Consider the following 25,460-nt stretch of genomic DNA (forward strand, 5'->3'; position numbering starts at 1 on the left):
CCGAGTGTTATCGCGTCGAGCCGACCGTCGCCTCGGGTTTCGCCTGCTCGTTCACCTTGCCTTTGTGGAAGGTGCCGTAGGCAAGGAAGCCGCCGGCCACCAGGAGGCCAAGAACGAAGACAAGGCCGTAGCCGGACGTCGCTCGCCGCCCCGTGCCTGAGTAGGGCGTTGCACGGTCGTCATCCCGGACACCGTATTCACCACTCGATCTTCTGCCACCCATCGTCATCTGTTCGCTCCACGTGCACAGAGTGAACGACATCACGATCAGCCGGTTCACGGGCCCGTGGCGCTAGCTTTGCATTGAAGCCCGATGCAGGGCAGTCCTCGTTTCACCTGACGACCCGGATGACACCTGGAGCCCACGTGAACGAAGAGATCCTGACCCGGGTCGCCAGAGCGCTTCTCCGGGCGCATTACGAATGGAGCAGCGGGAAAGCAGGTCCATCTTGGGAGAGCCTCACGCAGCCTGAGCGGGACCGGTTCCTACACCTGGCCGCGACCGCGCTGAAGGAACTCGGCGCTCACGCAAGCGAGCTTCTGGTGGAGGCAGATCGAACCTCCGCCTAGCTCTGGCGTAAGATCGCGTCAGCGTCGCCGTCCAGTCGCGAACCGTCAGAGTGCGCGTCGAAGGGTGATGCGCGTCAGTTCGGACGGGCGGCCCAGCCTGAGCGCAAAGCCCGGCCACAAGCCCGTGCCGTTGTTGACGTAGAGCGTCATTCCTTCGAGCGCGTAGGCGCCCGACACGAAGCCCGCGTTCGCTCGCGCGACCAGGCGATCCAAGCCGACGAGCATTCCGCCATGAGTGTGCCCGGACAACTGCAGCGCGACGCCACGCTCGGCAGCCGCGTGCGCCTGCCGGGGCTGATGATCGAGAAGCAGGACCGGTGCACCGGCGGGTGCCCCTTCGAGTACGGCGTCAAGATCGTGCGCCCGACTGCCCGCCGAAAGGTCCTCGACGCCGGCTAGCACCAAGGCGGCCTCACCCCTCCGCAACACGACGTGCTCGTTGGAGAGGATGCGAATGCCGAGTTCGGCGATCCGGGGCTTCCAGGCTGCGGCGCCGAATATGTATTCATGGTTGCCCGTCACGGCCCAGACGCCGTCAGGCGCGCGCAGCGCAGTCAGCGGCTCGATGTCGTCCCGGCGCGCCTCGACCGTGCCGTCGATGAAGTCGCCCGTGACGACGATGAGGTCGACCCCGAGCGTCAAGGATCGCTCGACCACCGCGCGGACCCAAGATGCCGGAAACATTCGGCTCGCGTGCAGGTCTGTCAGTTGAAGGAGCCGATATCCGTCGAACTCCGCGGGCAGGTTCCTGATCCGGACCTCGACGTCCTTCAGGGGCGGTACCCGAGCCGCTTGCCACACGCCGAAGGCAGCCACCAGCATGGCCAAGACCCCGGCGGCGTACCGCAACGCATGAGGCACCGACCAGCCGCCCGTTATCATGCGCGAGCCGAGCGACACGACGTCGAGGATCACCTGCATCGCCGCCAGGAGCAGCACGACGCCGATGGTCCAGTTGAAGAGGAGGATCAGCGGGCGCGAGTATTCGGGCGAGAAGATCGACCCCGACGAGAGCCGGTTCCAGTAGTGGAACTGCGACCCGACGAGGAGGCCCGCCACCAGGACGAGCTTGAGCGCCAACGGCCATTGCAGCGGCCAGACGAAACGAACGCCGACGTACAGGGCGGGAAGACCGAAGATCAGGTGGATCAAGGCGCCAGGCCCGGCGTCGTCGACCGTATGGCTCCGCTCAGAACGCGTACCTCACTTCGCAGTACGGAATGAGCGTCTCGCGCCAGGACAGCAGTTGATCGAGCCACTTGCGCTTCCAGGACACCTTGTAGCGCAGGTTGCGCATCCCGCTCTGGCTCCACTTCGTCTCCTGCAGGTCCGGACGCCAGAGGAGGTCCTCCGCCTTCGGATGCCACGCGAGGTTCGTCTGGTGAAGCGTCTCGTTGTGCGTGAGCATGATGATCTCGCACTTGAGCTGCGCCTTGGCACGGTCCGAGAGCACGTCGTCGATCTCGGCGAAGAGCGCCCGCCACTCCGGCTCCCACCCTTCGTGCACGATCACGGGGCTGAAGTTGACGTGCACTTCGTAGCCGGCCTCGACGAAGTCGTTGATGGCCGCGATGCGCTCCGAGATCGGTGAGGTGCGGACGTCGACGACCTTCGACACGGCATCCGGCATCAGCGAGAACCGGATGCGGGTCCTGCCCTGCGGGTCGTAGCCGAGCAGGTCGCGATTGACGAGCTTGGTCGCGAACGAGCCCTTGGCGTTCGGGATGCCCCGGAACGCGGCGACGAGGTCCCGGACGTTGTCGGAAACGGACGCGTCGAGCGACAGATCGCCGTTCTCGCCCAGGTCGTAGACCCAGTCAGTCGGGTCGATGGTGTTCGGCTCGGGCTTGGTGCCCTGGCGCTTGGCATGGCGGGCGATGGCCGCAGCGATTTCGTCGATGTTGACGAACACGCTGACCGGGTTCGCGTAGCCCTTGCGGCGCGGGACGTAGCAGTAGGAGCATGCCATCGCGCAGCCGTTCGACGAGGAGGGTGCGATGAAGTCGCCCGAGCGGCCGTTCGGACGCATGCTCAGGCCCTTCTTGACCCCGAGCACCAGCACGTCGCGCTTCATGCGCAACCAGTCCGCCGCGAGGTCCGGGTCGGCCGTGAGCTCGGGGATCTTCCAGTGGCTCGCGACTTCGACGAGCTCGGCCTCGGGGTACCGCGCCAGCACCTCGCGGCCGCGCGCGTACGACCGCACGGCGGGTTCCAGGTAGATCCGCTTCGGGTTCAGCAGGGTACGCGGCAACGCCATCAGCTCGATATGGTGATCGGGCGCCGTCGGGCTAGTCGATGTCGACCGGTTCAAGTCGGTGAACGACACCTATGGCCACGATGCCGGCGACCGAGCTTTGGTCCATGTCGCCAAGGCGCTCTCCTCGAAGCTCGGGCCGGCCCACCACGTGAGCCGGTTCGGTGGCGAGGAGTTCCTCGTCGTCATGCGTGACGTGACCGCGACAGAAGCTGTAGCCAGCCTCAGATCCGTGCTCGCGTCGTTGCAGCCTTTGGAGCTCGCGGTCGATCTTCCCCCGGTACGGTGCACCTTTAGCGCGGGCGTCGCAGGCGCGCTTCCGCGCGACGACCTGAAGGGTTTGCTCGCCCGAGCCGACCAGGCCCTCTACGACGCCAAGGCTCGCGGACGTGGCCGGATCGAAATCAAGCGGCCCACTTTGACTGCAGCGTGTTCAGCGACCACCGGCCTTCCTGGGATGGAGGCCACGGAGGCCGGCCGGGTCTGCCTACGACCTGGAACAGACGTTCGCGCCTTGTGGGGCTACGATCCTTCGTGTACTTGGCTTGCTCGCCGGAAATAGAGCAGCAGGTCGGTAGTTCCTGCGCCCGCTTTGCGGGTTCTTCCCAGCCACGGCGTCACCCTGAAAATCCGGGGTGGCGCGGCAGTTGGCTCACAGCGCCTCGCCTCCTTGGATCACGAGACCAAAGAGGTATCCCATGGCTTTCGGCCTCGCCGTCCTGATCTTTGCCACGCTCTTCGCGGGCGCGGCGCTCTACATCAGCCTTGTTGAACACCCGGCCCGTCTCGGACTCCATGATGCCGCGCTCCTAGCGCAATGGCAGCCGAGCTATAATCGAGCCTTACCCATCCAGGCTGGTCTTGCCGTGGTCGGCAGTCTCGCGGGAATCCTCGCGTGGTATTCCCTCGGCGGTTGGCCGTGGCTGATCGGAAGCGTCGTCCTAGCCGCAAACTGGCCGTTCACGCTTCTCGGCATTATGCCAACCAACAAGCGTCTCATGGCGACAAGGCCGCAGGATGCCGGACCCGAGAGCCGCGCGCTGCTTCTCAAGTGGGGAAATCTTCACGCGGTCAGGAGCGCCCTTGGCACCGCCGCAACCCTGATCTTCGCCGCCGCCCTGCTGTCCCGCTAGGAGCGCCGCGCCATGACCCTGCGCCTGATCCTCAACGTCTTCGCCACCTGCGGAACGGGCACGCTCGCGGGCGTCCTGCTGACCATCGGCCTGTCCTTTGGGTCTTATTGGCAGAGCCTGCCCCCGGCCGACTTCCTCGACTGGTTCGCCCGGAACGGGCAATACGTCGGCCGAACGGTTCCGTTCGCCTTGCTTCCGGCGCTCGCCGGTCTGGTCGGCTCTCTCTGGTTTGGTTGGTCCAGCCCGCCCCAACGCTACCTCTGGGGCAGTGCGCTCGCCTGCCTCGCAGTCATGCTGATCCTGACCGCGATCTACAACGGTCCCCTGAACACCTAGTTCGCCAACCGCTCCATTACAGCCGAGCAGGTCTCGTCCATGCTGATGGTGTGGCTCACTTCGCACGCGGCCCGGATAGCCCTCGCGCTAGTTGCTGCCGTGCTGAGTGTCGTCGCGGTCGCGCGCGGTGCGAGCACTTAGCGTCCGCTTTCCGCCGAAGTCGGCCGATTGCGTCGCGGGGTCGTTCTTGCGCCCGACTATTCCCCGCAGCACCTGCGCAAGCTGGTCGACCGAATAGGGCTTTTGCATCAGTTCGAACCCGTGCCTGCCCTCGTCAGCTAGAACATGGCTGTACCCGGAGGTCAGGACGACCGGCATCGCCGGATGACGGTGACGAATGAGTTGGGCCATCTCCAGGCCCGACATTCCAGGCATCACCACGTCCGAGAAGACGACGTCAAAGCCGTGGCTCGGTGTGCGACTTAGATGATCCAGCGCTTCCCGCGCATCGACCGCCCACGACGTCTCGAAGCCGAGGTCACTCAGCGCTTCAGTCAGCGAGCTCCCCACAGCGGCGTTATCTTCGACCACGAGAACGCGCAGAGCTTCGCCGGGGAAGACCACCTGCTGGTCAACGACGCCGGACTCGGCTGCCACCTCCTGGGCTTCGGGCAGGTAGAGCGAAAAAGTCGTGCCGATGCCGATTTCGCTGGCGACGTCGATGTCGCCGCCCGACTGCTTGGCGAACCCGAACACCTGCGAGAGCCCAAGGCCGGTACCCCGGCCCACCTCCTTCGTCGTGAAGAAGGGCTCGAAGATCCTGCCGAGCGTAGCGCCGGGGATGCCTTCTCCCGTATCGGTCACCGTGATCCGGACGAACGGCCCCGGCGCGCCGGCATGACGCCTGATAGGAGGCAGCGGCAGGCCGCAGGAAAGATGAAGCGTCAGCTTTCCTTCCCCGTGCATCGCATCACGAGCGTTGACCGCCATGTTGACGAGAGCCGTCTCGAACTGGCTTCGGTCGGCCCGGACGTAGCAGGGCTGGTCGGGCAACTCGATGGCGATCTGCACCCGCGCGCCGATAACCGTGGCGACCATGTCGGCCGTGCCACGAAGGGCATCGGCGATCTCGAAAACCTCCGGCTTGAGCGACTGGCGGCGAGCGAAAGCCAGCAGTTGGGCCGTCAACTTCGTCGCGCGGTCGACCGTGTCGGAGATCGCGTCGACATAGCGGCTGCGGCGTTCCTCCGGCAGGTTCGGCCGTTTGAGGAGGTCCGACGACGATTTGATGACGGTGAGAAGGTTATTAAAGTCGTGGGCAACGCCTCCCGTGAGTTGACCCACCGCCTCAAGCTTCTGCGATTGACGCAGAGTGTCCTGAGCGCTCCGTAGATTGGCCTCGGCCGTCAACCGGGCGCTGATGTCGTGAGCGTGGTGGAACGCACCGATGATTTCACCCGCCTCGTCGCGTAGCGGTGTGTAGGTGATCTCCCACGCCGGCTGCCCGTATTCCGGCCTACCGAACACGGCTTCGACCTTGAAGCTCTCGCCCGCGAGGGCTCGCCCCATCAGCCCTCGCATGACCTCGGCCTGCTCCGGGATGAATAGGTCCGGGAAGACGTCCCCGAGCTTCGTGTCGAAGCCGTTCACACGGCGAAATTCGTCGTTGTGCGCCTTGTTGAACGCGATCAGGCGGTACTCGGTGTCGAACACGCAGATCGGGGCCGTGTCGGATTGGACGATGTTCTCGTAGAGACGGAGCTTCGCAGTGCTCGTTGCTACGCGGAGGTTGGCGTCGAGATGGAAGCCGATGAGCTCGGCGAACATCTTGAACATGCCGACCGTCTCGGGCGTGTCGACCCGCGCCGGACGAGGATCGATGGCGCAGAGCGTGCCCCAGAAGCTGCCGTTCGGCAGAACGATGGGCATCGAGACATAGCTCTGAAAGCCGTACATGGCGGCGGTCGGATGGCCGCAATAGGTAAGGTCCGCCTCGACGTTGTCGATGACCACTGCCGTGCCGCTTTGCCGGATCTCATGGCAGATCGTCGTCTCGACCTTGAGCTCCCCGCCCGGCTCCAACCCGAAGGCGATGTCGTCCTTGACCGCGCAGGCGACCCAGCGTTCTTCCGTGACACGCGCCACCGCGGCGAAGCCCATGCCCGTCGTCCGACAGATAACCTCCAGAATGGTCGGCACGGCGGCGATGCCTTCGACCGCCACGACGTCCGCACCGAAGTCGCTGGGCGCGGTTAGGCTCGAACTCATCCCGGTGTGCGCTCCTTAGGATTATCGCCCCTCTCAGGGGCGGGTTCCCGAATTGATACCATTCAGCGTCGTGCTGCGCACTTTGGCGCTCGGAAGCGTGATGCCGGGGTCCTTCAGCAGTCACGCCGCCCGGATTTTCGGGAGTTCGTCCAGGCGGGTGGTGTACCGCGGCGACCGCATCTCGAACTTGGTCGCCCACCTAGCGCGTTCGCGCCCCAGGCCGACCGAGGCCGGAAACAGGGTGCCGCGGCCGTAGCGGCCGTTGCAAGCATCGAGCGCCGCCATAAGCTTGTCGCCCCGCTCCCGGTCGAGCGCGCCGATCAGTGCGCGCTGCGATCTCGCCGGATCGACGAGGTCGGTCGTGACCAGCCCGACCTTCGAGTAGCGAAAGCCGCCGCGCCAGATCCGGCGCGCGCCCCACCTCGCCGCCTTTAGCAGCACGGTCGTGTCGTTAGAGGCCTCGGGCAGGTCGACCGTGAACGCGGCCGAGCGTTGCGGGCCGTCCTCGTCGTGCTCGGACGTGTGCATGAAGACCGAGACGTGGTCCGTTGCTAGGTCGTGATGCCGGAGCTTCTCCCCGAGCCGGGTCGCGTGTGCGGCGACGGCCTCCAGCATCGTGTCGAGGTCGTCGACCCGGCCGGAGAAGCAGCGGGTCACGGCGCAGCCCTTGCGGGTCGGCGCGACTGCCTCCAGGTCGAGGCAGGGCGTTCCGCGCAGTTCGTGGATGATGCGCTCGCCGACCACCGTCATGGCCTTGCGCACCGGCCGGGGATCGAGGTCCCGCACGTCGGCGACCGTGCGGCAGCCGAGGGCGGCGAGCTTCGCCTGCCCAGCCGGCCCGATACCCCAGACCTCGTCGAGGGTGACCCGGTGCAGCCAGGGCTCGCGCTTCGCTGGGTCGGTGAGGTCGCACACGCCTCCGAGCTCGGCGTTCGTCTTCGCGATGTGGTTGGCGAGCTTGGCCAGCGTCTTGCTCGGCCCGATGCCGACGCAGGTCGGCACGCCCGTCCAGCGCGACACGGTCGCGCGGAGATCGCGCGCGAGCTCCTCGCGACGGTCGGGGCGCACGTCCGCCATGTCGAGGAAGCTCTCGTCGATGGAGTAGACCTCAATGTCGGGAGCGAACTGGCTATAGACCGTGTTCATGCGGGCGGACATGTCGCCGTACAGGGCGTAGTTCGAGGAGAACACGACGACGCCCTCGCGCCGGCACAGGTCGCGGATCTTGAAGTAGGGTGCGCCCATCTTGATGCCGAGCGCCTTCGCCTCGGCCGTCCGAGCGACGGCGCAACCGTCGTTGTTGGACAGCACGATGACGGGGCGGCGCTTCAGGGAGGGGTCGAAGACCCGCTCGCAGGAGCAGTAGAAGCTGTTCCCGTCGATGAGCGCGAAGGACCGCATGTCAGCGGATGGCGCGGCGGCGCGGGTTGACGGAGCCGCAGACGACGCCCCAGACCTCGATCTCGGCGAAGGCGCTCGTCTCGAAGGCTGGGTAGCGCAGGTTGGCGAACGAGAGCTTCGGCCGGCCCGCGACCGTGCTCCAGACCTTGAACGAGCGCTCGCCGTCTACGTCCACCACGACCACGTCGCCCTCGCGCGGGTCGAGGCTCCGGTCGACCACGGCGAGGTCACCGTCGCACAGCCCCTTCTGGACCATGCTGTCGCCGTCCACCTTCACCAGGAACGTGGCCGGCCGGTTCGCGATCAGGAGCTCGTTGAGGTCGATGCCGCGGTCGACGTAGTCGTCCGCGGGCGAGGGAAAGCCGGCCTTCACGGCCCGGGCGAGGACCGGGAGCGGTGCCCGGACGCCGACAATGATGGCATGAATGTGCATGACGAACCCGAATCCTCGTTCTTGAGAACATAACAAGAACATGGTCGAGAAAGCGTCAACTCACGAGGGCGCGCGCTGGGGTTGGTGGTTAGTCGTGCTCGCCTACCGATGAAATTGCCTGCCGTAGGGCGTCCAGCCCATCCGTCAGAGCCGCCGGCCCGGGTTGCAGGATCAGCGGTGACTTGATCTCGTTGATCCGCCCGGCCCGCACGGCCGGAATGGCGTCCCATCCCCGCCGTGCGGCAATCCGCGCCGGCACGACCTTTTTGCCGCACCACGAGGCGAGGATCAGGTCAGGGGCGGCCGCAACGACCGCGTCGGGCCTAACGATGCGGTCCCGTGCCCCAGCCCGGGAGCGCAGGTGGGCGAACACGTCGTCCCCGCCCGCGATCTCGATAAGCTCTGATACCCAGCCGATGCCGCCGATGAGCGGGTCGTCCCATTCCTCGAAGTAGACGCGCGGCCGCGGCCCGCGCCATTCTGCCCGCGCGGCCTCGATGCGCGCCTCGTAGGTCCGGGCCAGCTTCTCGGCTTTGTCTGCCGCGTCGACGAGTGCCCCGAGCGTGCGGATCATCGCCAGGATGCCGGCGACGTCGCGCTGGTTGAAGGCATGAACGGCGACCCCATCCCGGACGAGCTCGGCGACGATGTCGGCCTGCAAGTCGGAGAAAGTGAGGACGAGGTCGGGCCTGAGCGCCAGGATCTTCGGGATGTCCGCCGAGGTGAATGCGGAGACCCGCGGCTTCTCCTTGCGGACCTGTGGCGGACGCACGGCATACCCAGAAACGCCGACGATCCGGTGGTCCTCCCCGAGCAGGTACAGGGTCTCGACGGTCTCCTCGGTGAGGCAGACGATCCGGCTAGGCGGGAACGCGCTCATGGAAACGAGCTTCGGCGCCCGGGCGCGATGCCTTGCGGGTACGGGGTGGACGTGTCGGCGGCGCAGTTCCGTTCGCGCTTCGTAAACACGGCGCAAGCCTGGCGCGGTAGCCGACGTAAGCGCACCCGCCGGACCCAGCGAGGGCCGCTTTCTAGTGAGTGCCACTTAGGCATAGATCGTGGTTGCCAACTATTTCGATGACGCGACATTCGGCTACGCGACCGTGGCCGCACTCGCTCACCATTCGCCGTAGCTCCGCTTGTAGAGCGATAAGTTGATCGATCCTCCGCCCGACCGCAGCAAGATGACGAAGAGCGATGGAATCGGCGACGTGACACGAAGCTTGCGGTTCGGTCTCCAAGGAGAGGAGCTCCCGGATCGATGGAATGTCGAACCCGAGCTCGCGCGCATGACGGACGAAGCGGAGCCGACGGACTGTGTCCCCTCCGTAGCATCGGCGATTGCTGCCGCTTCGATCCGGAGGAGGTAACAAGCCAATCTCCTCGTAGTAGCGGATGGTGGGCACTTTCACGCCGGCTTGGCGGCTCAGTTCGCCAATCGTTAGTGGCTTCATTTCTTCAGGCTCCGGACCCAAACATCGACCGCCAACTTCCCTCGGGTCTGGGTGTTGCCCGGGGCCTTGCTCCTCCAGTGGCTTGAGCATGCACAAGGTCGCTATGGCGGTCGAAAGGGGCCAAGTCGGTCCCGGGCTGCCGACCGACCGTAAAGGCGGTCGGCCACAAGACGGGAGATGGAAGGCATGCCTCAAGAAAAACCCGGATCTCACCACGACCACCCGGGCCACAAGCCGGGCGATCTCGATCCTCACGGCCATCGGGACAAGAGCGTTTCGGAGGTGCCCGGCCAACATCACGAGCATCCGGGACATACGCCCGGCGACCTCGACGAGCACGGCCATCGCGATACCAGCGTGAAGGAGGTGCCTGGACCTCATCACGACCACCCGGATCATCAGCCGGGTGATCTCGATCCGCATGGTCACCGGGACAAGAGTTCGCCGCCGAACCCGTAACCCGAGCGGAGAGCATCGGAAAGGGCGGCAGGAACCGCCCTTTCCACCTCGGATTGCTTGTAGCTTGGCGGCTGGATTGCCTCAGGGCTCGTCCTCCTCGTTCGCGTGCCGGCCGTGGTCGTCCACGAGACATCTCGCTTGGGTGCAGACGAGCGTCAGGACACGCCCGGCCCCTTCGCGGCATTCCACCTCATAGACGGAGGTTTCTCCCGTGGACGTAACCTCTCGAACTTGCTGAGGCAGGCAGCGCGCGATCTGCAGCGCGCGCTTGAGATGATGGTGGTCGGCGGCTGCTTCGACCCCGCTGCACGCGAGCAACATCGCCGTGCCTGCGCCGGTTAGAACACGTTGTCGGATCATATCAGACCGGTAGCGCCGCCTCTGCTTCGGGGGAGTTCGCGTCCTCGACTTGGATGGTGACGTGGCCGATGCCGAACTCCTCCGCCACAAGCTGCCGCGCTTGCGCCAGAACTCTCCCGCCGGAGGAGGCCTCGGACACGACCAGGTGCGCGCTCATGGCGTCGAGACCGGACGTGATGGTCCATACGTGAAGGTGGTGCGTAGCGACCACTCCTGGGATCGAGCGAAGGCGTTGATCGAGTGCACGCAGGTCGATGCGCGCCGGGGTGGCCTCAAGCAGCACGTGGGTGGCCTCACGCAGCAAGCTCCACGTCCTCGGCACGATGAACAATCCGATACCCGCGCCGACCAGGGGATCCGCAAGACGCCAGCCCGTAAAAGTCACGATCAGGGCAGCGACGATGACTCCCAGTGAGCCCAGCATGTCTGAGAGGACCTCGAAATAGGCCCCGCGGACATTCAGGCTCTCTCCCGAGCCGGTCGACAGAAGCCGCATGCTGACGAGGTTTACGGCGAGCCCGACCGCCGCGACGGCCAGCATAGGCGGGCCGAGAACCTCCGGCGGGTTCCTGAAGCGCTCGTAGGCCTCGAAGAGGATGTAGATCGTGAGCAGGAGGAGGACGACGGCGTTGCCGAGAGCTGTGAGGATCTCAGCCCGGAGCAGGCCGTACGTTCTCTCCGGCGTCGGCGGACGCTCTCCGAGCCTAATCGCCAGAAGGGCGAATGCCAGCCCACCTGCGTCCGTCAGCATGTGAGCCGCGTCCGCAAGCAGGGCGAGGCTCCCGGTGAGGAGCCCGCCGACCACCTCTGCCGCCATGTAGGTGAGGGTGAGCGCGAGAGCCCACGCGAGTCCCTTGCGGTTTTGGGATGCTGCCGACCGCGTTAGGCCGCCGCGAGAATGCTCTCCGCTCATGCCGCTTCCTTCCCGCCCCACTTTGCGCAGGGCCGTTCGGGTTCAGGGACCAGAGCCACGACGTCCGGCGTTTCAACGTCGCCGGGCTTGCGCGCCACCTTCCTCGCACGGGCGGTGCCTGCGCCGGGACCGAGTAGCTGCGCGAACCGCATGGAAGCAGCCACTTCCAAGCCTTCCTCCTTCGCCCGCCGCTCGATGCGGGACAGCGCGTTCATCGCTGGTCCGATCACCGTGAGCTCTGCTCTTGCTCCATCGTCGAGGATGCCGGCGAGGACGGTTCCGGAGTGCAGGGATGCAATCAGACGGATCGGCGGCAGGCCGGCTCCCGCTCGATCCTTGTTCAATTTCGAGAACCTGAGACCTATCGAGCTCACAGCCCGAAATGCAGCGGCGGCTTGGGCTGGAGGATCGCCCGCAAAGAATTGCGCTAAGACCCCGTCGCCAACGTACTTGTCGACCGTGCCGCCCTCAGCGGTGACCGCGGCGTTCACGATTGCTCGGGCCTGGAGGAGCCAGCTAACTACCTCCGACGCCGAATGGCGGCGAGAGAGTTCGCTGAACCCGCGAATGTCGACCGACACGAGGCAAGCGTGGCGGCGTTCCATCGGTAGCACCCGGCCGTGAGACCGGAGGCCTGTCCCCGGCGGGACGAACCTCGACAGGAAGGCTCGCTCCCGTTCGGTTCGTAAGGCGACACTGATCGCGCGCCTCAGAGCTCTCATCCCATGCAGGACGAATCCGCTGGCGGCCAGGAAGCTGACCAGACCGAACAGCTGGTGCCCGAGGCCAGGGGAGCCCGGTCCCGTCAGGGCATACGCGGTCGCGAGCGCGCCGCCCCATGCGGCTGAGACCAACCCGCTGTATAAGGCAGTCCGGCGCGGATCGAGCTCCAGCGCGCTCGACAACAGGAGAAGGAATGCAGGCAAGAGCGCGACCGCGTCCGCACCGACCGGATCGGTCCTGATCAGAACGTGCTCCGCCAGGACGTAGGCGACGAGCCCGGCATCGATTGTCGTCGGGAGCCAGGTCGGACCCGATCCGCGCCGGAACCGCCTTGCTGCCAGCAACCCCGTCGCGCCGGCGTAGGCGAGTATTGCGAGCCAGTGCGAGTGGGCGTGACGGAAGCCGTCGTCCAGGGCAGCTGAGCCCAACAAGACAAGCAGCACGACGCATCGTGGTGCGAAGAGGGCCGCAACCGTGCTTAGTCCCGTGAGAGACGCGAGCTCGGCCGACGCCCAAGCGGGCGGGGCGGCGGCCATCAGCGCCCGTCCGGCGTGCGCAGGCCCCATAAAAGGTCGCGGACCTGCTCGTAATGCGTTCCCGCTCGGTATCGGGCCACCTGAAGGTCGAGAGACGCTGCGCTGAGCCGGCCGACCGCCTGCGCCACCGCGAACGCGCCCACCACCCGATCCCGTTGCGCAATAATTAGGTTGACGCGCGCGATCAGGAGTTCCTGCTGCTGATTAAGAACGTCGAGCGTCGTGCGCTGGCCTGCGCGCGCCTCCTCTCGCACCCCTGTCAGAGCTACGTCGTTTGCCGCGACCTGCGCCTGGGCCGAGACGACGGTCGCCTTCGCGGCTTCGAGCGCACCCCAGGCCGAAAAGACAGTCGACCGAACCGCGTCCCGAGTGGCTTCAGCCTCGATGCGGCGCTGGCCAGCTACCTCCTTGGCCTGCCGGACGCGCGCATAGGTCTCGCCCCCCTCGTAGAGCGGTACCGAGAGCTGGGCGACGAGGGCTGCCGATACGACCCGATCCCCGGAAGTCGACGTGTCGTATCCCCCGCCGACGCTCCCGACGAGGTTCAGGCTCGGGGCGAGTTCCCCCTCGACGACCTTCACCTGAAGCTCGGCCGCGTCAACCGCGTGCAACGCAGCTATGATCGCGGGATGCTCGGCCTGCGCGATCCGAACTGCTTGGGCGAGCGAAGGGGGCACAAGCCGATCCGGCGGCTTCCCGGGCGCGAGTTGCCGCGGCTCCACCCCGACGATCCTTCGGAACGTTGCTATGGATGCTTGCAGGTTCGCTTGCGCAAGGCTGACCTGGGAGCGGGCGCTTTCGAGACGCGCCTCGGCTTGGGCCACGTCCGTGCGCGTGATCTGGCCTGCCACGAGACGTTCGCGCGTTTGCCGAAGCTGCTCTTCGAGGACCTCGACGTTGTTGCGCTGGAGATCGAGGGTCGCCGTGTCGCGAAGGACGTCCATGTATGACTGCGCGGCGGAGAAAAGCGTGTCTCCCTCTGTCTGCGTGAGGGTCTCTCGCGCGCCGAGGACGCCGCTCTCCGCTTCCCGGACGGAGTTCGCCGTCCGAAAGCCGTTGAACAGGTTCTGCGTGACCTGGAGACCGGCCTGTCTCGGAAACAGCGCGTCGCGCGTGTTCGCGAGCACGCCGGAGCTCCCGGACCGACCAGTCTCGTAAGTCGCTCCGGCGTTGGCGGAGGCCGTGACGGAGGGCCGGTACCCGGCAAGCGCTCGGGGAACGTTCTCGTCCGTTGCACGAACCGAAGCGCGACCGGCGTTCAGGTCCGGGTTGCCCATGTAAGCCTTTGCCAGAGCCGACGGCAGCGTCTCCGCCGTTGCGGTTCCCGCCAGCGCAACCGTGATCGCGGTCGCGCGCAGGGACTGTCCGAACTTCACCGTTGATGCCCCTTTCGAGTGTCCGGCCGATGCTCGCGGGCCGGTCTGACCGGCTCGGTGCAATGCACGAACGCATCCTCGTCTGGTTCGCGGTGTCGGTCCCTCATCGCGGCCTGGCCGGGCAGTCGCCGGACCCGTAAAGGCCCATGCGGCCCGGGGATGCACGTGCCTCGTTCCGTCCGGATGGGCGGAAGCTCCGAAGCGGCCACCGGTTCGGGCGATGGCACTCCGAGGCCGGCGAGCAACGAGAGAGCAAGTATTTTCATCAGTCAGCCCTCCTCACTCTGCTGCCAGCGGAAGCGGCTGGTACTCGCGGTCGGGTTCAGCTTCGGCCTGCTTCGGAGCGTCGGCCGTCCCGAACAGGGCGTAGAGGGCTGGCAGCACGAGCAGCGTGAGAAGGGTTGCGGAGATGAGACCGCCGATGACGACCGTCGCGAGCGGCTTTTGAACCTCGGCGCCGGTCCCGGTCGCCAGCGCCATCGGCACGAAGCCGAGCGACGCGACGAGCGCCGTCATGGCCACAGGCCGAAGTCGGGTCATTGCCCCTTCCATGATCGCGTCGAGCTTGGGCCGTCCTTCCTCGACGAGCTGCTTGACGAAGGTCAGCATCACGAGGCCGTTCAGGACGGCGACGCCGGATAAGGCGATGAAACCGACCGCTGCGGACACGGAGAAGGGCATTCCCCGGAGCCACAGGGCCAGGATTCCTCCCGTCAACGCGAGCGGCACCGCGCTGAACACCAGGAGCGCGTCCTTCGGGGAGCCGAGCGCCTGATACAGCAGAAGGAAGATCAGGAAGAAGCAGCCCGGGACCACGATGGCGAGGCGCTGACGCGCAGCAGCGAGGTTCTCGAACTGCCCGCCCCAAGTGATCCAAGCGCCCGCAGGCAGCTGGACTGAGGACGAGACCTTCGCCTGCGCCTCTGCCACCACCGAGGCGATGTCGCGCCCGCGGACGTTCGCGGTCACGACGATCCTGCGCTTCCCGTTCTCGCGCGAGATCTGGTTCGGCCCTTCCGAGAAGGAGAAGCTCGCCACCTGCTTCAGGGGCACGGTGGCCGCTTTGCCCGAGGCTCCAGGCGGGAGCGGCACGGGAAGGTTCTTGAGCGCCTCCAAATCGTCGCGGACGTTGTCTGGCAAACGCACGACGATCTCGAAGCGCCGGTCGCCCTCGAACAGGACCCCCGCCTCGCGACCCCCGATGGCAGCACCGAGGACGTCCTGCACGGCGAAGTGGCTTAGCCCAAGCCGAGCGATCTCTGCCTTGTCGATGCCGATCTCCAGGAACGGCAGGCCAGTGACCTGCTCGACCCGCACATCCTGCGCGCCATCAACGGAGCGGAGCGCCGTCGCGACTTGGTTCGCTGCCGGAAGCATGGTCGAGAATTCCTCGCCGAAGACCTTCACGGCGAGGTCGCCGCGGGTGCCCGCGAGAAGCTCGTTGAACCGCATCTGGATGGGCTGGGTGAACTCGTAGTTGTTGCCCGCGAGCTTGCCGACCTTGGCCTGGATATCAGCGATGAGCTTGTCCTTGGGGAGGGACGGGTCGGGCCACTCTGCTTCCGGCTTCAGGATGATGAAGGTGTCGGACACGTTCGGCGGCATCGGGTCTGCGGCGACCTCGGCCGTGCCCGTCTTCGCGAAGACGAACGCGACCTGCGGGAACGAGCTCACCGCCTTCTCGACCGCCAGTTGCATGTCCTGCGACTGGGTGAGCGAGGTCGACGGGATACGCATCGCGTGCATGGCGATGTTCTTCTCATCGAGTTGCGGGATGAACTCCTGCCCGAGGCGCAGGAACAGGAGGCCGCTCGCGAGGAAGAGCAGGACCGCCCCTGTCACGACCACCCCTGGATGCCGGATCGAGCCGGCAAGCGCCGGGCGATAGATCGCCTTGAGCCAGCGCACCAGGAACACGTCCTTCTCCTGCACCTTGCCCGTGATCACGATGGCGATAAGGGCCGGGACAAAGGTCAGGGAGAGGACGAAGGCCGCCGCGAGCGCGATGATGACGGTGAGGGCCATCGGCGCGAACATCTTGCCCTCGACGCCCGTGAAGGTGAGGAGCGGGACGTAGACGAGGATGATGATCGCCTGCCCGTAGACGGACGGCTTCACCATCTCCTCGGCGGACCGGCGGACGGTCTCCAGCCGCTCCTCCAGGCTCAGCTTACGCCCGAGCTCGTGCTGGCGTTCGGCGAGGTGCCGGAGCGAGTTCTCGGCGATGATGACAGCGCCATCAACGATGAGGCCGAAATCGAGCGCGCCGAGTGACATCAGATTGGCGCTGATCCGGCCCTGCACCATGCCGGTCATTGTCATGAGCATCGCGACCGGGATGACGAGGGCCGTGATGATGGCGGCGCGAATGTTCCCGAGGAGAAGGAACAACACGGCGATGACGAGAAGGGCGCCCTCCGCCAGGTTCTTGGCCAGGGTCCGCACGGTCGCTTCGACCAGTTGGGTGCGGTTGAGAACCGTCTTCGCCTCGATGCTCGGCGGCAGCGAGCGTGCGATCTCTCCCATTCGGGCGTCGACGGCCTTGGCCACCTCGCGGCTATTGCCGCCGATGAGCATCAGCGCGGTGCCGACCACGGCCTCCTTGCCGTTCTCCGAGGCCGAACCGGTGCGGAGCTCGCGCCCGATGGTAACGCTCGCGACGTCCTTCACCCGGACGGGAACGCCGCCGCGCGTCGCGACCACGACGTTGCCGATCTCATCCATGCTCTCCAGCCGTCCGGCCGAGCGCACGACGTAGCCTTCGCCGTTGCGCTCCAGGTAGCCGGCGCCGCGGTTCTGGTTGTTGTTCTCGATGGCTTCGGCGACGTCCTTGAACGACAGCCCGAGCCCGATCAGCTTCGCCGGGTCCGGCTGCACGTGGTACTGCTTCTTGTAGCCGCCGATGACGTCGACGCCGGCGATCCCCGGAACCGTCCGAAGCTGCGGCCCGATGATCCAGTCCTGCACCGTGCGGAGATAGGCCGCTCGCTCGAAGTCGGAACGGAGCCGTTGGCCCTCTGGCGTCAGATAGCTGCCGTCCGACTGCCAACCGGGTTGGCCGTCCTTCACGGGACGCCCGTCGCCCGGCTCCTTGAAATGGACCGTCCACATGTAGATCTCGCCGAGCCCGGTCGAGATCGGCCCCATGTGGACCTCGGCGCCCGGCGGAAGGCTCGCCTTAGCCTCCGAGAGGCGCTCGTTGACCTGCTGGCGGGCGAAGTAGAGGTCCGTCTTCTCGGAGAAGACGGCAGTCACCTGGGCGAACCCGTTGCGCGACAGGGAGCGCGTGTATTCGAGGCCCGGGATGCCGGCGAGCGCCGTTTCCATCGGATAGGTCACCTGCTTCTCGACGTCGTAGGGCGAGAGGGATGGCACGACCGCGTTGATCTGGACCTGGTTGTTCGTGATGTCCGGAACGGCGTCGATGGGAAGCTTGGTCAGGGACCACACGCCGACGGCGCAGGCGACGAGCGAGACGAGGAGCACCAGCCAACGCTGGCGCACCGAGAAGTCGAGGATGCGGCTGATCACTGTCCCCGCCCTCAGTGCACGTGCTCGGCCTCGGCCTTGCCGAGCTCAGCCTTGAGGACGAAGGAGTTCGTGGCCGCGATCTTCTCGCCAGGGTCGAGCCCGAAGACGACTTCGACAGAGGCGTCGTCTCCCTTGCCGAGCACCACCTCGCGCTTCTCAAAGCCCTTCTCGTTACGGACGAAGACGACCTGCTCGCCTCCGATAGCTTGGAGCGCGCCGCGGGGGATCTTCATGTCCACCGGCTCCTCCGAAACGACGACGTTCGCCGTGACGTACGAGCCGGGCCTCCAGGACATGTCCTTGTTCTCGACGGACGCGATCACGCGGGCGGACCGGGTCTCCTGGTTGAGGACGGGACTGACGAAGACGATCTTCCCCTTCGAGGGCTCGGCTCCGTTGCCGGCCGAGATGGCGACCTCCTGGCCCTCGCGAATAACGGCGAGGTCCCCGCTCGGGACGGACAACTCGATCCAGACGGAGGAGAGGTCGGCTACGACATAGAGCTCCTTCTCCTCGCTCTCCCCGCCGATGGGCGCCCCGAGATCGACCCTTCGCTCGATCACGCGGCCAGCAAGCGGGGATCGGATCTCGTACTTCTGCAGGCCCGCCATTGTCCGGGCGACGGGCGCGGAGGCGCCGGCCGATGCCGTGCGCACCGGAGCGGAGCGGCGCGCGAGATCGCCGACCTCCGATTCCGAGAACCCGAGCGCCTGCAGCTTCTGAGAGGCGAGCTCGACCCTAAGCTGCGCCTCAGTGAAGGTCTGGCGAGCGCGCAGGTATTGCTGCTCTGCCGAGATACGCTTGTCCCAAAGGGCCTGCTCGCGCTCGAACAGGGTCTGCTGCAATTCGAGGTTCGTCGTCGCGGCGAAGTATTCGCTTCGCGCCTCGGCGACCTCGCGGCTGTCGAGCACGGCGACGACCTCTCCCTTGGCCACCTGCTCGCCGAGGCGCTTGCGCATCTCCGCCACGGTCCCGACGACCTTGCCGGCGACGCGAGCGACCCGGTCTGCATCCGTCGTCACGGTGCCGGGGACGGAAAGTTTGCGGGCAAGGTTCCCGCCGCCCACCTCCGCCACCCCGATCTTGGCCGCCTCGATTTGTTCGGCAGTCATGACGACGTGGCCTTCAGGTCCCTCCTTTTCGCCTTCCCCGTGCCCATGGCCGTGCCCGTGGCCGTCTCCCCCCTTAGGTGGAGGAGGCAAGGCAAGGCCGGCAACTTGGCGGATGGAATCTGTGACGCTGGGCACGAATGTGCCCACCAGTAGCCCCAACCCGACCAGGGCGAGGCACAACAACAGCTTCTTCATGGGACGTCCTGACAAGGCTTGCGCGGCTTGGGCCGGGATGGCGCCGTCAGGGACGGCCGTCATCGCACGCAGGGATGCCGACATGCCGTGGCGTGTCGGCGCTCAGGCCGGCGGGTGCCGGCGCCTGTCAGGCTATGGGTGGTTCAGAAGGAGGCTCGTGCTCACCGGGGGCGATGGCCGTCGCGAGCCGCGCAAACCTGACCTCGGTCTCGCGAGTGAGGAGCACCGGCGCGAATGTCGCCAGCGAGACTGGCTGATGGCAGGCGCAATGCGCGCAGTGCAGGACTGTCCCGGCGTCCCCTGGCTCGCCGGGAGCATGATGGTCGACGCCGTCCGCGGTAACGAGGACGACGCCGTCTCTGCGCGGCTCGACGTCTAGGGCGAGCGCTGGTTGCAAAGCGGCGAGAAGGAAAGACGCGCAGAGCAGCAGCGCGAGCGCGCGGCGCCAAGAGGCGAATGCCTCCTGGAGCCAACCGCCCCGACAATGTTGCCCGACGCGAACCATCTCTCCGCTTATAGCGCTACTTGGTGTCTAGATTGTAGCGGGCCTTGCCCACTTCGGCCGCCCCCTTCTTGAGCGTGAGCGAGGCTCGAAATTTGCCCTCGACAGGGAAATCGATCTTCGTCGCTAGCTTGTTGTCGCCGGCCGGCTTGAGCTCGACCGTCTTCTGCTGGTTGCCCTTGGCAAGGACGGACGCGGTCGCCGAGTACGAAGACGCATCGACCTTCTGCTCCTTGTCATCGACGAGGAAAAGCGTGACGTCCGAACCCTTCACGAGGAGCTCGCCTTCGACGGTCCCGATCTGTTGGATTTGGCCGCCGTTTGGGGCTGCGTGCGAATGCCCGTGCCCGCCTTGCGCAAGGACTGCCCCTGGCGCACCCGCGAGCAGCAGAGAGACGAACGCCGCAGTCATGCTGGCGCGAACGAAACTGAACATGAGCGGCACCCCGGTGTGAGTTGCTGAGGCGCTTCTACGACCTCTAGCCGCTAGAGATGCAAGAACGTTTTTCGATATGGACGAGTTTGTCGCAAGCGTCGTGAACATGGATGATCCTTGAAGCTGAGCACGCGGTTGGCGCAGTGCGGATTTCTGAGACGACCCGGTCGGCCCGGGGCGCGTCAGATCCGCGGCGGCTTCAAGGGCGGTGAGGAAATGGGACCTGGGTCTAGACGTTCGCGGCCGAAGTCGAAGACCGCTTTGGTGAGGTGGCGAACTTGCGCACTTGCCTCGTCCGGCACTCGGCTGATCTTCAAGCAGTGACAGTGCGCTTCGGATGGCCCTGGTTCGCTTTCCTCAACGTCGAGTGGGACCGAGAAGCTCGTAGCGTCGGGTCGATCCGAAAAGGCATAGCTCGGGGCAGAGCCGAGAAGCGCGAAGACGGTCAGCAGGGCAGAGACTAGGCGCATTGCGGCAGCGCTGAAGCGCATGCGGGTCGTTCGCCTTCCCGGTCTCGGAATCATCCGGCGATGATACGGCGAGCCTTTTCGGTCATCAACGCGGCCCGGCAACAAGAACCCCAAGAACGATGGCGGCAGTCATCAAGCCCATGGCTCCGACAGCCATCGCCAAGCGTGCCTTCCGCAGGATAGGTGCTCGCGGGCGCCGGCGCCCGCCCCTGCCTGGTTGTGGGTGAGGAATTGTCCGCCGGAATAGCTTCTTACTCATTAGGAGGATCGGCTCAGTGCCGGTCGTGCTCGCACATTTCGTGATCCGCGAGCACCTGAATAACCCGGCACTCGGCCACCCGGCCGTGCCCGCATTCCGAGATCATCCGCGTGAGCTCACCGCGAAGGGCCGTCAGCTTTGCGATGCGGCGGTCGACCTCGCCGAGGTGGCGCCGCGCAATTTCGTCGGCCTCATCGCACGAGCGGTCCGGCTGTGCTGACATGTCGAGGAGCTCTCGGATCGCGTCGATCTCGAACCCGAGTTCACGTGCATGCCTGATGAAGTTCAAGCGGCCAGCATCGGTCTCGTCGTAGCGCCGCTGCTTTCCCTCCGTCCGAGGCGGAGCGGGTAGCAGCCCGATCTGCTCGTAGTATCGTATGGTCGGCACCTTGACTTGCGCCCTGCGGGAGAGCTCGCCTATCGAAAAGTCCATAGTTGCTGCCGGTGAAGCCCCGGTCGGAGTAATCCCAGTCACGTGAATTGTGAACCAGCGATCTCGCGTCGGCGTCCGCACTGAGGTGCCCGCCATACGTCCTTAGCGTCGCGCGTTCATGATCGTGGCAACCGTCGCGCCGATAAGGGCGCTAAGCATCGTCCAGCCCAAGACCGCGCCGACGAGGAACGCGGCGGACCCGTTCGGCTCGGGAGCGACGAGGAGCCGGCCGGGCCCGAGCAGGGCGCTACAGATCGCGCCGCTCCAAACAGCGAACCAGAGCGATCCGGTCTCGGGCCTCAAGACCGCCTCGCGACGTCGGCTATGCCGCGTGTTGATGCCATGAAGTCGGTCATGATTGCGGCCCGGCGATGCGGCGTAGCTTCGCCAGACGCGTGTCCCGCGGCTCGTGCATGTCGAGTGTGGTAGCAAGGCGGCCCTCGCGGTCCATGACGTAGACGGTCGCGGTGTGGTCGACGGTGTATGAACCGTCGCCGGTGGCCACCTTGCGGTATTCGGCGCCAAAGGCACGAACGACGGCGTCGGTCTGGGCGGGCGTGCCTCTGAGCGCCATGATCCGCTCGTCAAAGGACCGCATGTACTCCGTCAGGATCTCCGGCGTGTCGCGTTCGGGGTCCACGGTCACGAACAGGGCCTGCAGCCTGTCGGCCTCGGGACCGAGCTCCCTAAGGAGCTCGGTGACGTCGAACAGCGTCGTCGGGCAGACGACCGGGCAGTGAGTGAACCCGAAGAACATCAGGAACGGCCTTCCTTTTAGGGTTGCGTCGGTGACGAGGTCGCCCCGGTGGCTCGTCAGGGCGAACGATCCTCCGATCCCCCGAGCCGGGGCAGCCGCCTCGCTCGGACCTGCCTCCCGGAAAATCAGGCCTTCCCGATACAGCCCGAGCGAGGCGCCTGCTGCGAGCGCGACCGCGCACAGGCCCGCCGTCTTCCAGGGCATCCTCAAGTGACGGCCTCAACGTCTCGTGGAAACCGACCTACGCCCCGCGCCCGCCATCGATCAGAGCGCCTGACCACCGCGATAGCGGGCGAAGGTCCGCTGTCCGGTCGGACCGAACAAGGTCACGTCGTACGTCTCGGGCTCCATTCCCTCGACCTCCATCCCGGGAGAGCCTGCCGGCATGCCGGGCACTGCCAGCCCCGTCGCGCGCGGCCGTTCGGCAAGGAGGCGTCTGATAGCCGACGCCGGGACGTGGCCTTCTATGACGTAGTCGGCGACCTGGCCCGTGTGGCACGAATACAGGGACTTCGGCACGCCCAGCCGAGCCTTAAGCGGGTTCACCGGCAATTTTGTCACGGAGACGGCGAACCCTGCTGTCTTCAAATGCTCGACCCATGCGTCGCAGCAGCCGCAGCTCGGGTCCTTGGTGACCTTGATCTCCGGTGCCGTCTCGGCCCGCGACCGCGTGGACAGGGCGGCCGAACCGAGACCGAGGAGCAGAGCGCGACGGCTCGTTTGGATGCTATCGGACATCAAGATCCTCTCGGTTCAGGCGTGGGCTCGGCGCGTCGCGGCCAAGTCGCTTCGCGCGTCCTTGATGATGGCGAAGGAAGACTGGAGGAAGAGGCCGGCGACGACGGCGGCGACGGCTAGGTCCGGCCACGCCGTCCCGGTCCAAGCCACCAGGGCCGCAGCTATGATGACGGCCACGTTCCCGACGGCGTCGTTGCGACTGAACAGCCAGACGGCGCGAACGTTCGCGTCGCCGGTCCGGTGCGGAAGCAGCAGCCAGGCGGAGACGATGTTAGTCACGAGTGCGGCAACGCCGAAGATGCCCATGACGTCCGCGTCCGGTTGGTGCAGGACGAGGACACGATACGCCGATGCCCCCAGCACGCCCAACCCCAGCAGGCCGAGGAAGACGCCCTGCAGGAGAGCCGAACGGGCGCGCCAAACCGTCCTCCAGCCGATGGCGACGAGCCCGAGCAGCGTGATCGTGCCGTCGCCCAGGAAGTCGAGCGCGTCGGCCTTGAGGGCCTGGGAGGCGGCGAAGAAGCCGGCCACGATCTCCGCGGCCCCCATCCCAAGGTTGAGCAGGACGACGAGCCAAAGCGCCCGCCTGTAGGCCGGGGTCGCGCTCGTAAGGTCCTGCAAGCCCTCGTCGTCGTCGCAACTCACCGCCGGCCGCCCTCCGGGCGAAATCGGAGGAGCCGCAAAGCGTTCAACGTCACGAGCACGGTCGCGCCGGTATCCGCCAAGATGGCGAGCCACAGCCCCGTGGTTCCCGTGATGGTAGTAACAAGGAATACGGCCTTAAGCCCGAGCGCGATGGCGACGTTCTGCTTGATGTTGCCCAGCGTCGCGCGCGACAGCCGCACCATGTCGACGACGCCACCCACTCGTTCCCGCAGGAGCGCCGCGTCGGCCGTCTCCAGCGCCACGTCGGTGCCGCCGCCCATCGCGATGCCGACGTTGGCCGCCGCCAGCGCCGGGGCGTCGTTGATGCCGTCCCCGACCATCGCCACGCCGCCGAGCGCCTTCAGATTGGCGATCTCTGCGAGCTTCTGGTCGGGGAGGAGCTCGGCTTTCACGGAAAGCCCGAGCGCCCCGCCGATGGCTTCCCCCGTGCGCGAGTTGTCCCCGGTCAGCATGACGGAGGAAACGCCGAGTTCCGACAGCCTACGAACTGCCGCAGCGGCATCCGCGCGTGGTTCGTCCCTGACCGCGATCAGACCCACGGCCGCGCCGTCCAGCGTCACGACGACGACCGTCTTGCCCTCGCGCTCCAGCGTTTCGACGAGCGGGCTCTCCGCCGGCAGGGCGCCAAGCTCACGAGCGTGCCGCGGCGAAGCCACGAGGACGACCTTGCCCCCGACCCGCCCCTCGACCGCCTTCCCGGCGATAGCGCGCGCCGCCAGCGCCGGCTTCACCGACAACCTGTCGGCAAGGGCGCGTTCCAGGATCGCCGCGGCAATAGGATGGGCGGAGCGCGCCTCCACCGCCGCCGCGAGCTCCAGCACCCGAGCCTCGCTCACATCGCCGAGCGCGTGAACGTCCGTGACCTTGGGGCGGCCGATGGTCAGCGTCCCGGTCTTGTCGAAGGCGACCGTCTTCGCGTGGCCTATCGCTTCGAGGGCGGCTCCGCCCTTGATCAAGAGCCCGGCCCGCGCCCCAGCAGCCAGCGCGGAGGCGATGGCGGCCGGGGTGGAGAGCACGAGGGCGCACGGGCACGCGACCAGCAGGAGCGCCAATCCGCGGTAGATCCAGGTCGGCCAATCGCTGCCGAGCAACAGCGGCGGCAGCACCATCACGAGCGCGGCGAACAGGATCGCGAAGGGGGTGTAGATCTTGCTGAACCCGTCGATGAAGCGCGCCGTGGGCGACTTCGCCGCCTGCGCCTCCTCGACGAGACGGATGATACGGGCGATGGTGTTGTCCGCCGCGGCCTTCGTGACGCGCAGCTTGAGCGACCCGGTCGTATTCACGCTTCCCGCGAACACCCTTGCGCCTACGCTCTTGGACACGGGCACGGACTCGCCGGTCACAGGTGCCTCGTCCACGTCCGAGGCGCCTTCGACGATCTCGCCGTCCGCTGGCACGCGGTCTCCCGGCCGGACGAGCACGACCTCATCGACTGCGAGCTTCCCGGCCGGCACTTCGCGGGTTGCGTCCCCGTCCAGCACGAGCGCCGTCCGGGGAACAAGGTCCGCCAGCGAGCGGATGCCGGCCCGAGCCCGCCCTGCGGCAAGCCCTTCGAGAAGCTCGCCGACGAGGAAAAGGACGATGACGAGCGCGGCCTCGGAGCTCGCGCCGATTGCCAGGGCGCCGGCCGTGGCCACGCTGACGAGGGTCTCGATGCTGAAAGGCGTTCCGGCGAGCGCGCCCGCCCACGCACGGCGCCCGAAGAACACCAGGCCGAAGCCTGCGGCGGGCATGTACGCCCACCGCTCCGACACCCCCGCGCCGAAGTGCAGGGCGGCCCCCACGACAGCGAGCCCGGCGACGAGCAGGGTCAGGCGACCCTTGCGCGTCTGCCACCAGGCGCGATCCTCGCCATCGTCCTCGTCCTCAGCCCTATTGGAGTGGGTCCGGTCCAGAGGGACAACCCCGTAACCGAGGTTCTTGATCGTTTTCTCGATGGATGTCGGATTGGTCCTCGCTTCGTCGAGCTTGAAGCTGAGCACCTGGTTGGCGAAGTTGACGCTGATGTCCTCGGCTCCGGCGAAGCGGCTCACGACGGCTTCGATCTTGGATGCGCACGAGGCGCAATCCATTCCGTCCACGCGGTACTTGAGCGTGCGCGGGTCGACGTTGATCGTCATGACCTGTTGCCTCCCGGCTTCGCTCGGGTGCGAGCTTGCCGTCGTCGCGGGCGGGCTTACATCCTGTAGGTGCTACAGGAGC

Annotated in this window: 23 protein-coding genes and 1 pseudogene; 4 read left to right on the plus strand and 20 right to left on the minus strand. The window is 66.5% G+C overall.

The window, feature by feature from the left end:
- Window positions 1-7 precede the first annotated feature (7 nt).
- The 3 genes from HJG44_RS16130 to HJG44_RS16140 all read right to left on the minus strand — a co-directional run bounded on the left by HJG44_RS16130 (window position 8) and on the right by HJG44_RS16140 (window position 2,827).
- On the minus strand, window positions 8-280 hold the full coding sequence (locus HJG44_RS16130) for a hypothetical protein (RefSeq protein WP_171219361.1): 273 nt from the start codon (window positions 278-280) through the stop codon (window positions 8-10).
- Window positions 281-615: 335 nt separating this feature from the next.
- Window positions 616-1,722, minus strand: a complete 1,107-nt coding sequence (locus tag HJG44_RS16135) for a metallophosphoesterase (protein ID WP_171219362.1) — start codon at window positions 1,720-1,722, stop codon at window positions 616-618.
- A gap of 37 nt (window positions 1,723-1,759) precedes the next feature.
- Window positions 1,760-2,827 (minus strand): spore photoproduct lyase family protein, encoded by a 1,068-nt coding sequence (locus HJG44_RS16140; RefSeq protein WP_171219363.1) that lies wholly within the window; start codon window positions 2,825-2,827, stop codon window positions 1,760-1,762.
- 34 nt (window positions 2,828-2,861) lie between these two features.
- On the opposite strand from HJG44_RS16140, the pseudogene HJG44_RS16145 reads away from it, so the two are divergent.
- From HJG44_RS16145 to HJG44_RS16155, 3 genes and pseudogenes are all read left to right on the plus strand, one after another.
- A pseudogene (locus HJG44_RS16145) lies at window positions 2,862-3,386 on the plus strand (GGDEF domain-containing protein); the annotation flags it as partial.
- A gap of 136 nt (window positions 3,387-3,522) precedes the next feature.
- Entirely contained in the window at window positions 3,523-3,957 is a 435-nt protein-coding gene (locus tag HJG44_RS16150; protein WP_171219365.1) for an anthrone oxygenase family protein, read from the plus strand.
- A 12-nt stretch (window positions 3,958-3,969) separates the two neighbouring features.
- Window positions 3,970-4,293 carry a DUF1772 domain-containing protein gene (locus tag HJG44_RS16155; RefSeq protein ID WP_171219366.1) on the plus strand — a complete coding sequence of 108 codons (324 nt, stop codon included), beginning with the start codon at window positions 3,970-3,972 and terminating at the stop codon, window positions 4,291-4,293.
- 87 nt (window positions 4,294-4,380) lie between these two features.
- Here the strand turns inward: HJG44_RS16155 and HJG44_RS16160 are convergent, their stop codons facing one another.
- The 5 genes from HJG44_RS16160 to HJG44_RS24265 all read right to left on the minus strand — a co-directional run bounded on the left by HJG44_RS16160 (window position 4,381) and on the right by HJG44_RS24265 (window position 10,086).
- The gene (locus HJG44_RS16160; protein ID WP_171219367.1) at window positions 4,381-6,501 is read right to left on the minus strand and encodes an ATP-binding protein; all 2,121 of its coding nucleotides are present in this window, start codon (window positions 6,499-6,501) and stop codon (window positions 4,381-4,383) included.
- Window positions 6,502-6,621: 120 nt separating this feature from the next.
- Window positions 6,622-7,902, minus strand: a complete 1,281-nt coding sequence (locus HJG44_RS16165) for a Y-family DNA polymerase (RefSeq protein ID WP_171219368.1) — start codon at window positions 7,900-7,902, stop codon at window positions 6,622-6,624.
- 1 nt (window position 7,903) lies between these two features.
- Window positions 7,904-8,335: a LexA family protein gene (locus tag HJG44_RS16170; RefSeq protein WP_171219369.1), complete on the minus strand. Its 432-nt coding sequence runs from the start codon at window positions 8,333-8,335 to the stop codon at window positions 7,904-7,906.
- Between the two features lie 88 nt (window positions 8,336-8,423).
- Window positions 8,424-9,215 carry a cobalamin-binding protein gene (locus HJG44_RS16175; RefSeq protein WP_171219370.1) on the minus strand — a complete coding sequence of 264 codons (792 nt, stop codon included), beginning with the start codon at window positions 9,213-9,215 and terminating at the stop codon, window positions 8,424-8,426.
- A gap of 151 nt (window positions 9,216-9,366) precedes the next feature.
- The gene (locus HJG44_RS24265) at window positions 9,367-10,086 is read right to left on the minus strand and encodes a MerR family transcriptional regulator (RefSeq protein ID WP_346767191.1); all 720 of its coding nucleotides are present in this window, start codon (window positions 10,084-10,086) and stop codon (window positions 9,367-9,369) included.
- Here HJG44_RS24265 and HJG44_RS16185 point away from each other — a divergent pair.
- Complete coding sequence (locus HJG44_RS16185; protein ID WP_171219009.1) at window positions 9,967-10,248, plus strand: hypothetical protein; 282 nt, start codon at window positions 9,967-9,969, stop codon at window positions 10,246-10,248. The two genes, HJG44_RS24265 and HJG44_RS16185, sit on opposite strands and share 120 nt — an antisense overlap.
- Window positions 10,249-10,329: 81 nt before the next feature.
- On the opposite strand, the gene HJG44_RS16190 is transcribed toward HJG44_RS16185, so the two are convergent.
- From HJG44_RS16190 to HJG44_RS16245, 12 genes are all read right to left on the minus strand, one after another.
- Window positions 10,330-10,569, minus strand: coding sequence for a hypothetical protein (locus HJG44_RS16190; RefSeq protein WP_171219371.1), 240 nt, complete (start codon window positions 10,567-10,569; stop codon window positions 10,330-10,332).
- Between the two features lie 40 nt (window positions 10,570-10,609).
- Window positions 10,610-11,521, minus strand: coding sequence for a cation diffusion facilitator family transporter (locus HJG44_RS16195; RefSeq protein ID WP_171219372.1), 912 nt, complete (start codon window positions 11,519-11,521; stop codon window positions 10,610-10,612).
- Window positions 11,518-12,687: an adenylate/guanylate cyclase domain-containing protein gene (locus tag HJG44_RS16200; protein ID WP_210261148.1), complete on the minus strand. Its 1,170-nt coding sequence runs from the start codon at window positions 12,685-12,687 to the stop codon at window positions 11,518-11,520. The genes HJG44_RS16195 and HJG44_RS16200 overlap by 4 nt, the downstream gene beginning before the upstream one ends.
- Window positions 12,688-12,779: 92 nt before the next feature.
- A complete protein-coding gene (locus HJG44_RS16205) occupies window positions 12,780-14,156 on the minus strand; it encodes a TolC family outer membrane protein (RefSeq protein WP_346767183.1) in 1,377 nt (458 codons plus the stop codon).
- A 279-nt stretch (window positions 14,157-14,435) separates the two neighbouring features.
- A complete protein-coding gene (locus HJG44_RS16210) occupies window positions 14,436-17,687 on the minus strand; it encodes a CusA/CzcA family heavy metal efflux RND transporter (RefSeq protein WP_171219374.1) in 3,252 nt (1,083 codons plus the stop codon).
- 11 nt (window positions 17,688-17,698) lie between these two features.
- Window positions 17,699-18,994: an efflux RND transporter periplasmic adaptor subunit gene (locus tag HJG44_RS16215; RefSeq protein ID WP_171219375.1), complete on the minus strand. Its 1,296-nt coding sequence runs from the start codon at window positions 18,992-18,994 to the stop codon at window positions 17,699-17,701.
- 521 nt (window positions 18,995-19,515) lie between these two features.
- Window positions 19,516-19,932: a hypothetical protein gene (locus HJG44_RS16220; RefSeq protein ID WP_171219376.1), complete on the minus strand. Its 417-nt coding sequence runs from the start codon at window positions 19,930-19,932 to the stop codon at window positions 19,516-19,518.
- A 742-nt stretch (window positions 19,933-20,674) separates the two neighbouring features.
- Window positions 20,675-21,094, minus strand: a complete 420-nt coding sequence (locus HJG44_RS16225) for a MerR family transcriptional regulator (protein ID WP_171219377.1) — start codon at window positions 21,092-21,094, stop codon at window positions 20,675-20,677.
- Window positions 21,095-21,446: 352 nt separating this feature from the next.
- Entirely contained in the window at window positions 21,447-22,055 is a 609-nt protein-coding gene (locus tag HJG44_RS16230; RefSeq protein ID WP_171219566.1) for an SCO family protein, read from the minus strand.
- Between the two features lie 60 nt (window positions 22,056-22,115).
- Window positions 22,116-22,589, minus strand: a complete 474-nt coding sequence (locus HJG44_RS16235) for a DUF411 domain-containing protein (RefSeq protein ID WP_171219378.1) — start codon at window positions 22,587-22,589, stop codon at window positions 22,116-22,118.
- Between the two features lie 15 nt (window positions 22,590-22,604).
- Window positions 22,605-23,234 (minus strand): cation efflux transmembrane domain-containing protein, encoded by a 630-nt coding sequence (locus HJG44_RS16240; protein WP_346767185.1) that lies wholly within the window; start codon window positions 23,232-23,234, stop codon window positions 22,605-22,607.
- Entirely contained in the window at window positions 23,231-25,378 is a 2,148-nt protein-coding gene (locus HJG44_RS16245; RefSeq protein ID WP_210261149.1) for a heavy metal translocating P-type ATPase, read from the minus strand. Before HJG44_RS16245 ends, HJG44_RS16240 begins: the two co-directional genes overlap by 4 nt.
- Between the last annotated feature and the right edge of the window lie 82 nt (window positions 25,379-25,460).

Origin of the sequence: Enterovirga aerilata, assembly GCF_013044135.1 — a bacterium.
GTDB lineage: Bacteria > Pseudomonadota > Alphaproteobacteria > Rhizobiales > Beijerinckiaceae > Enterovirga > Enterovirga aerilata.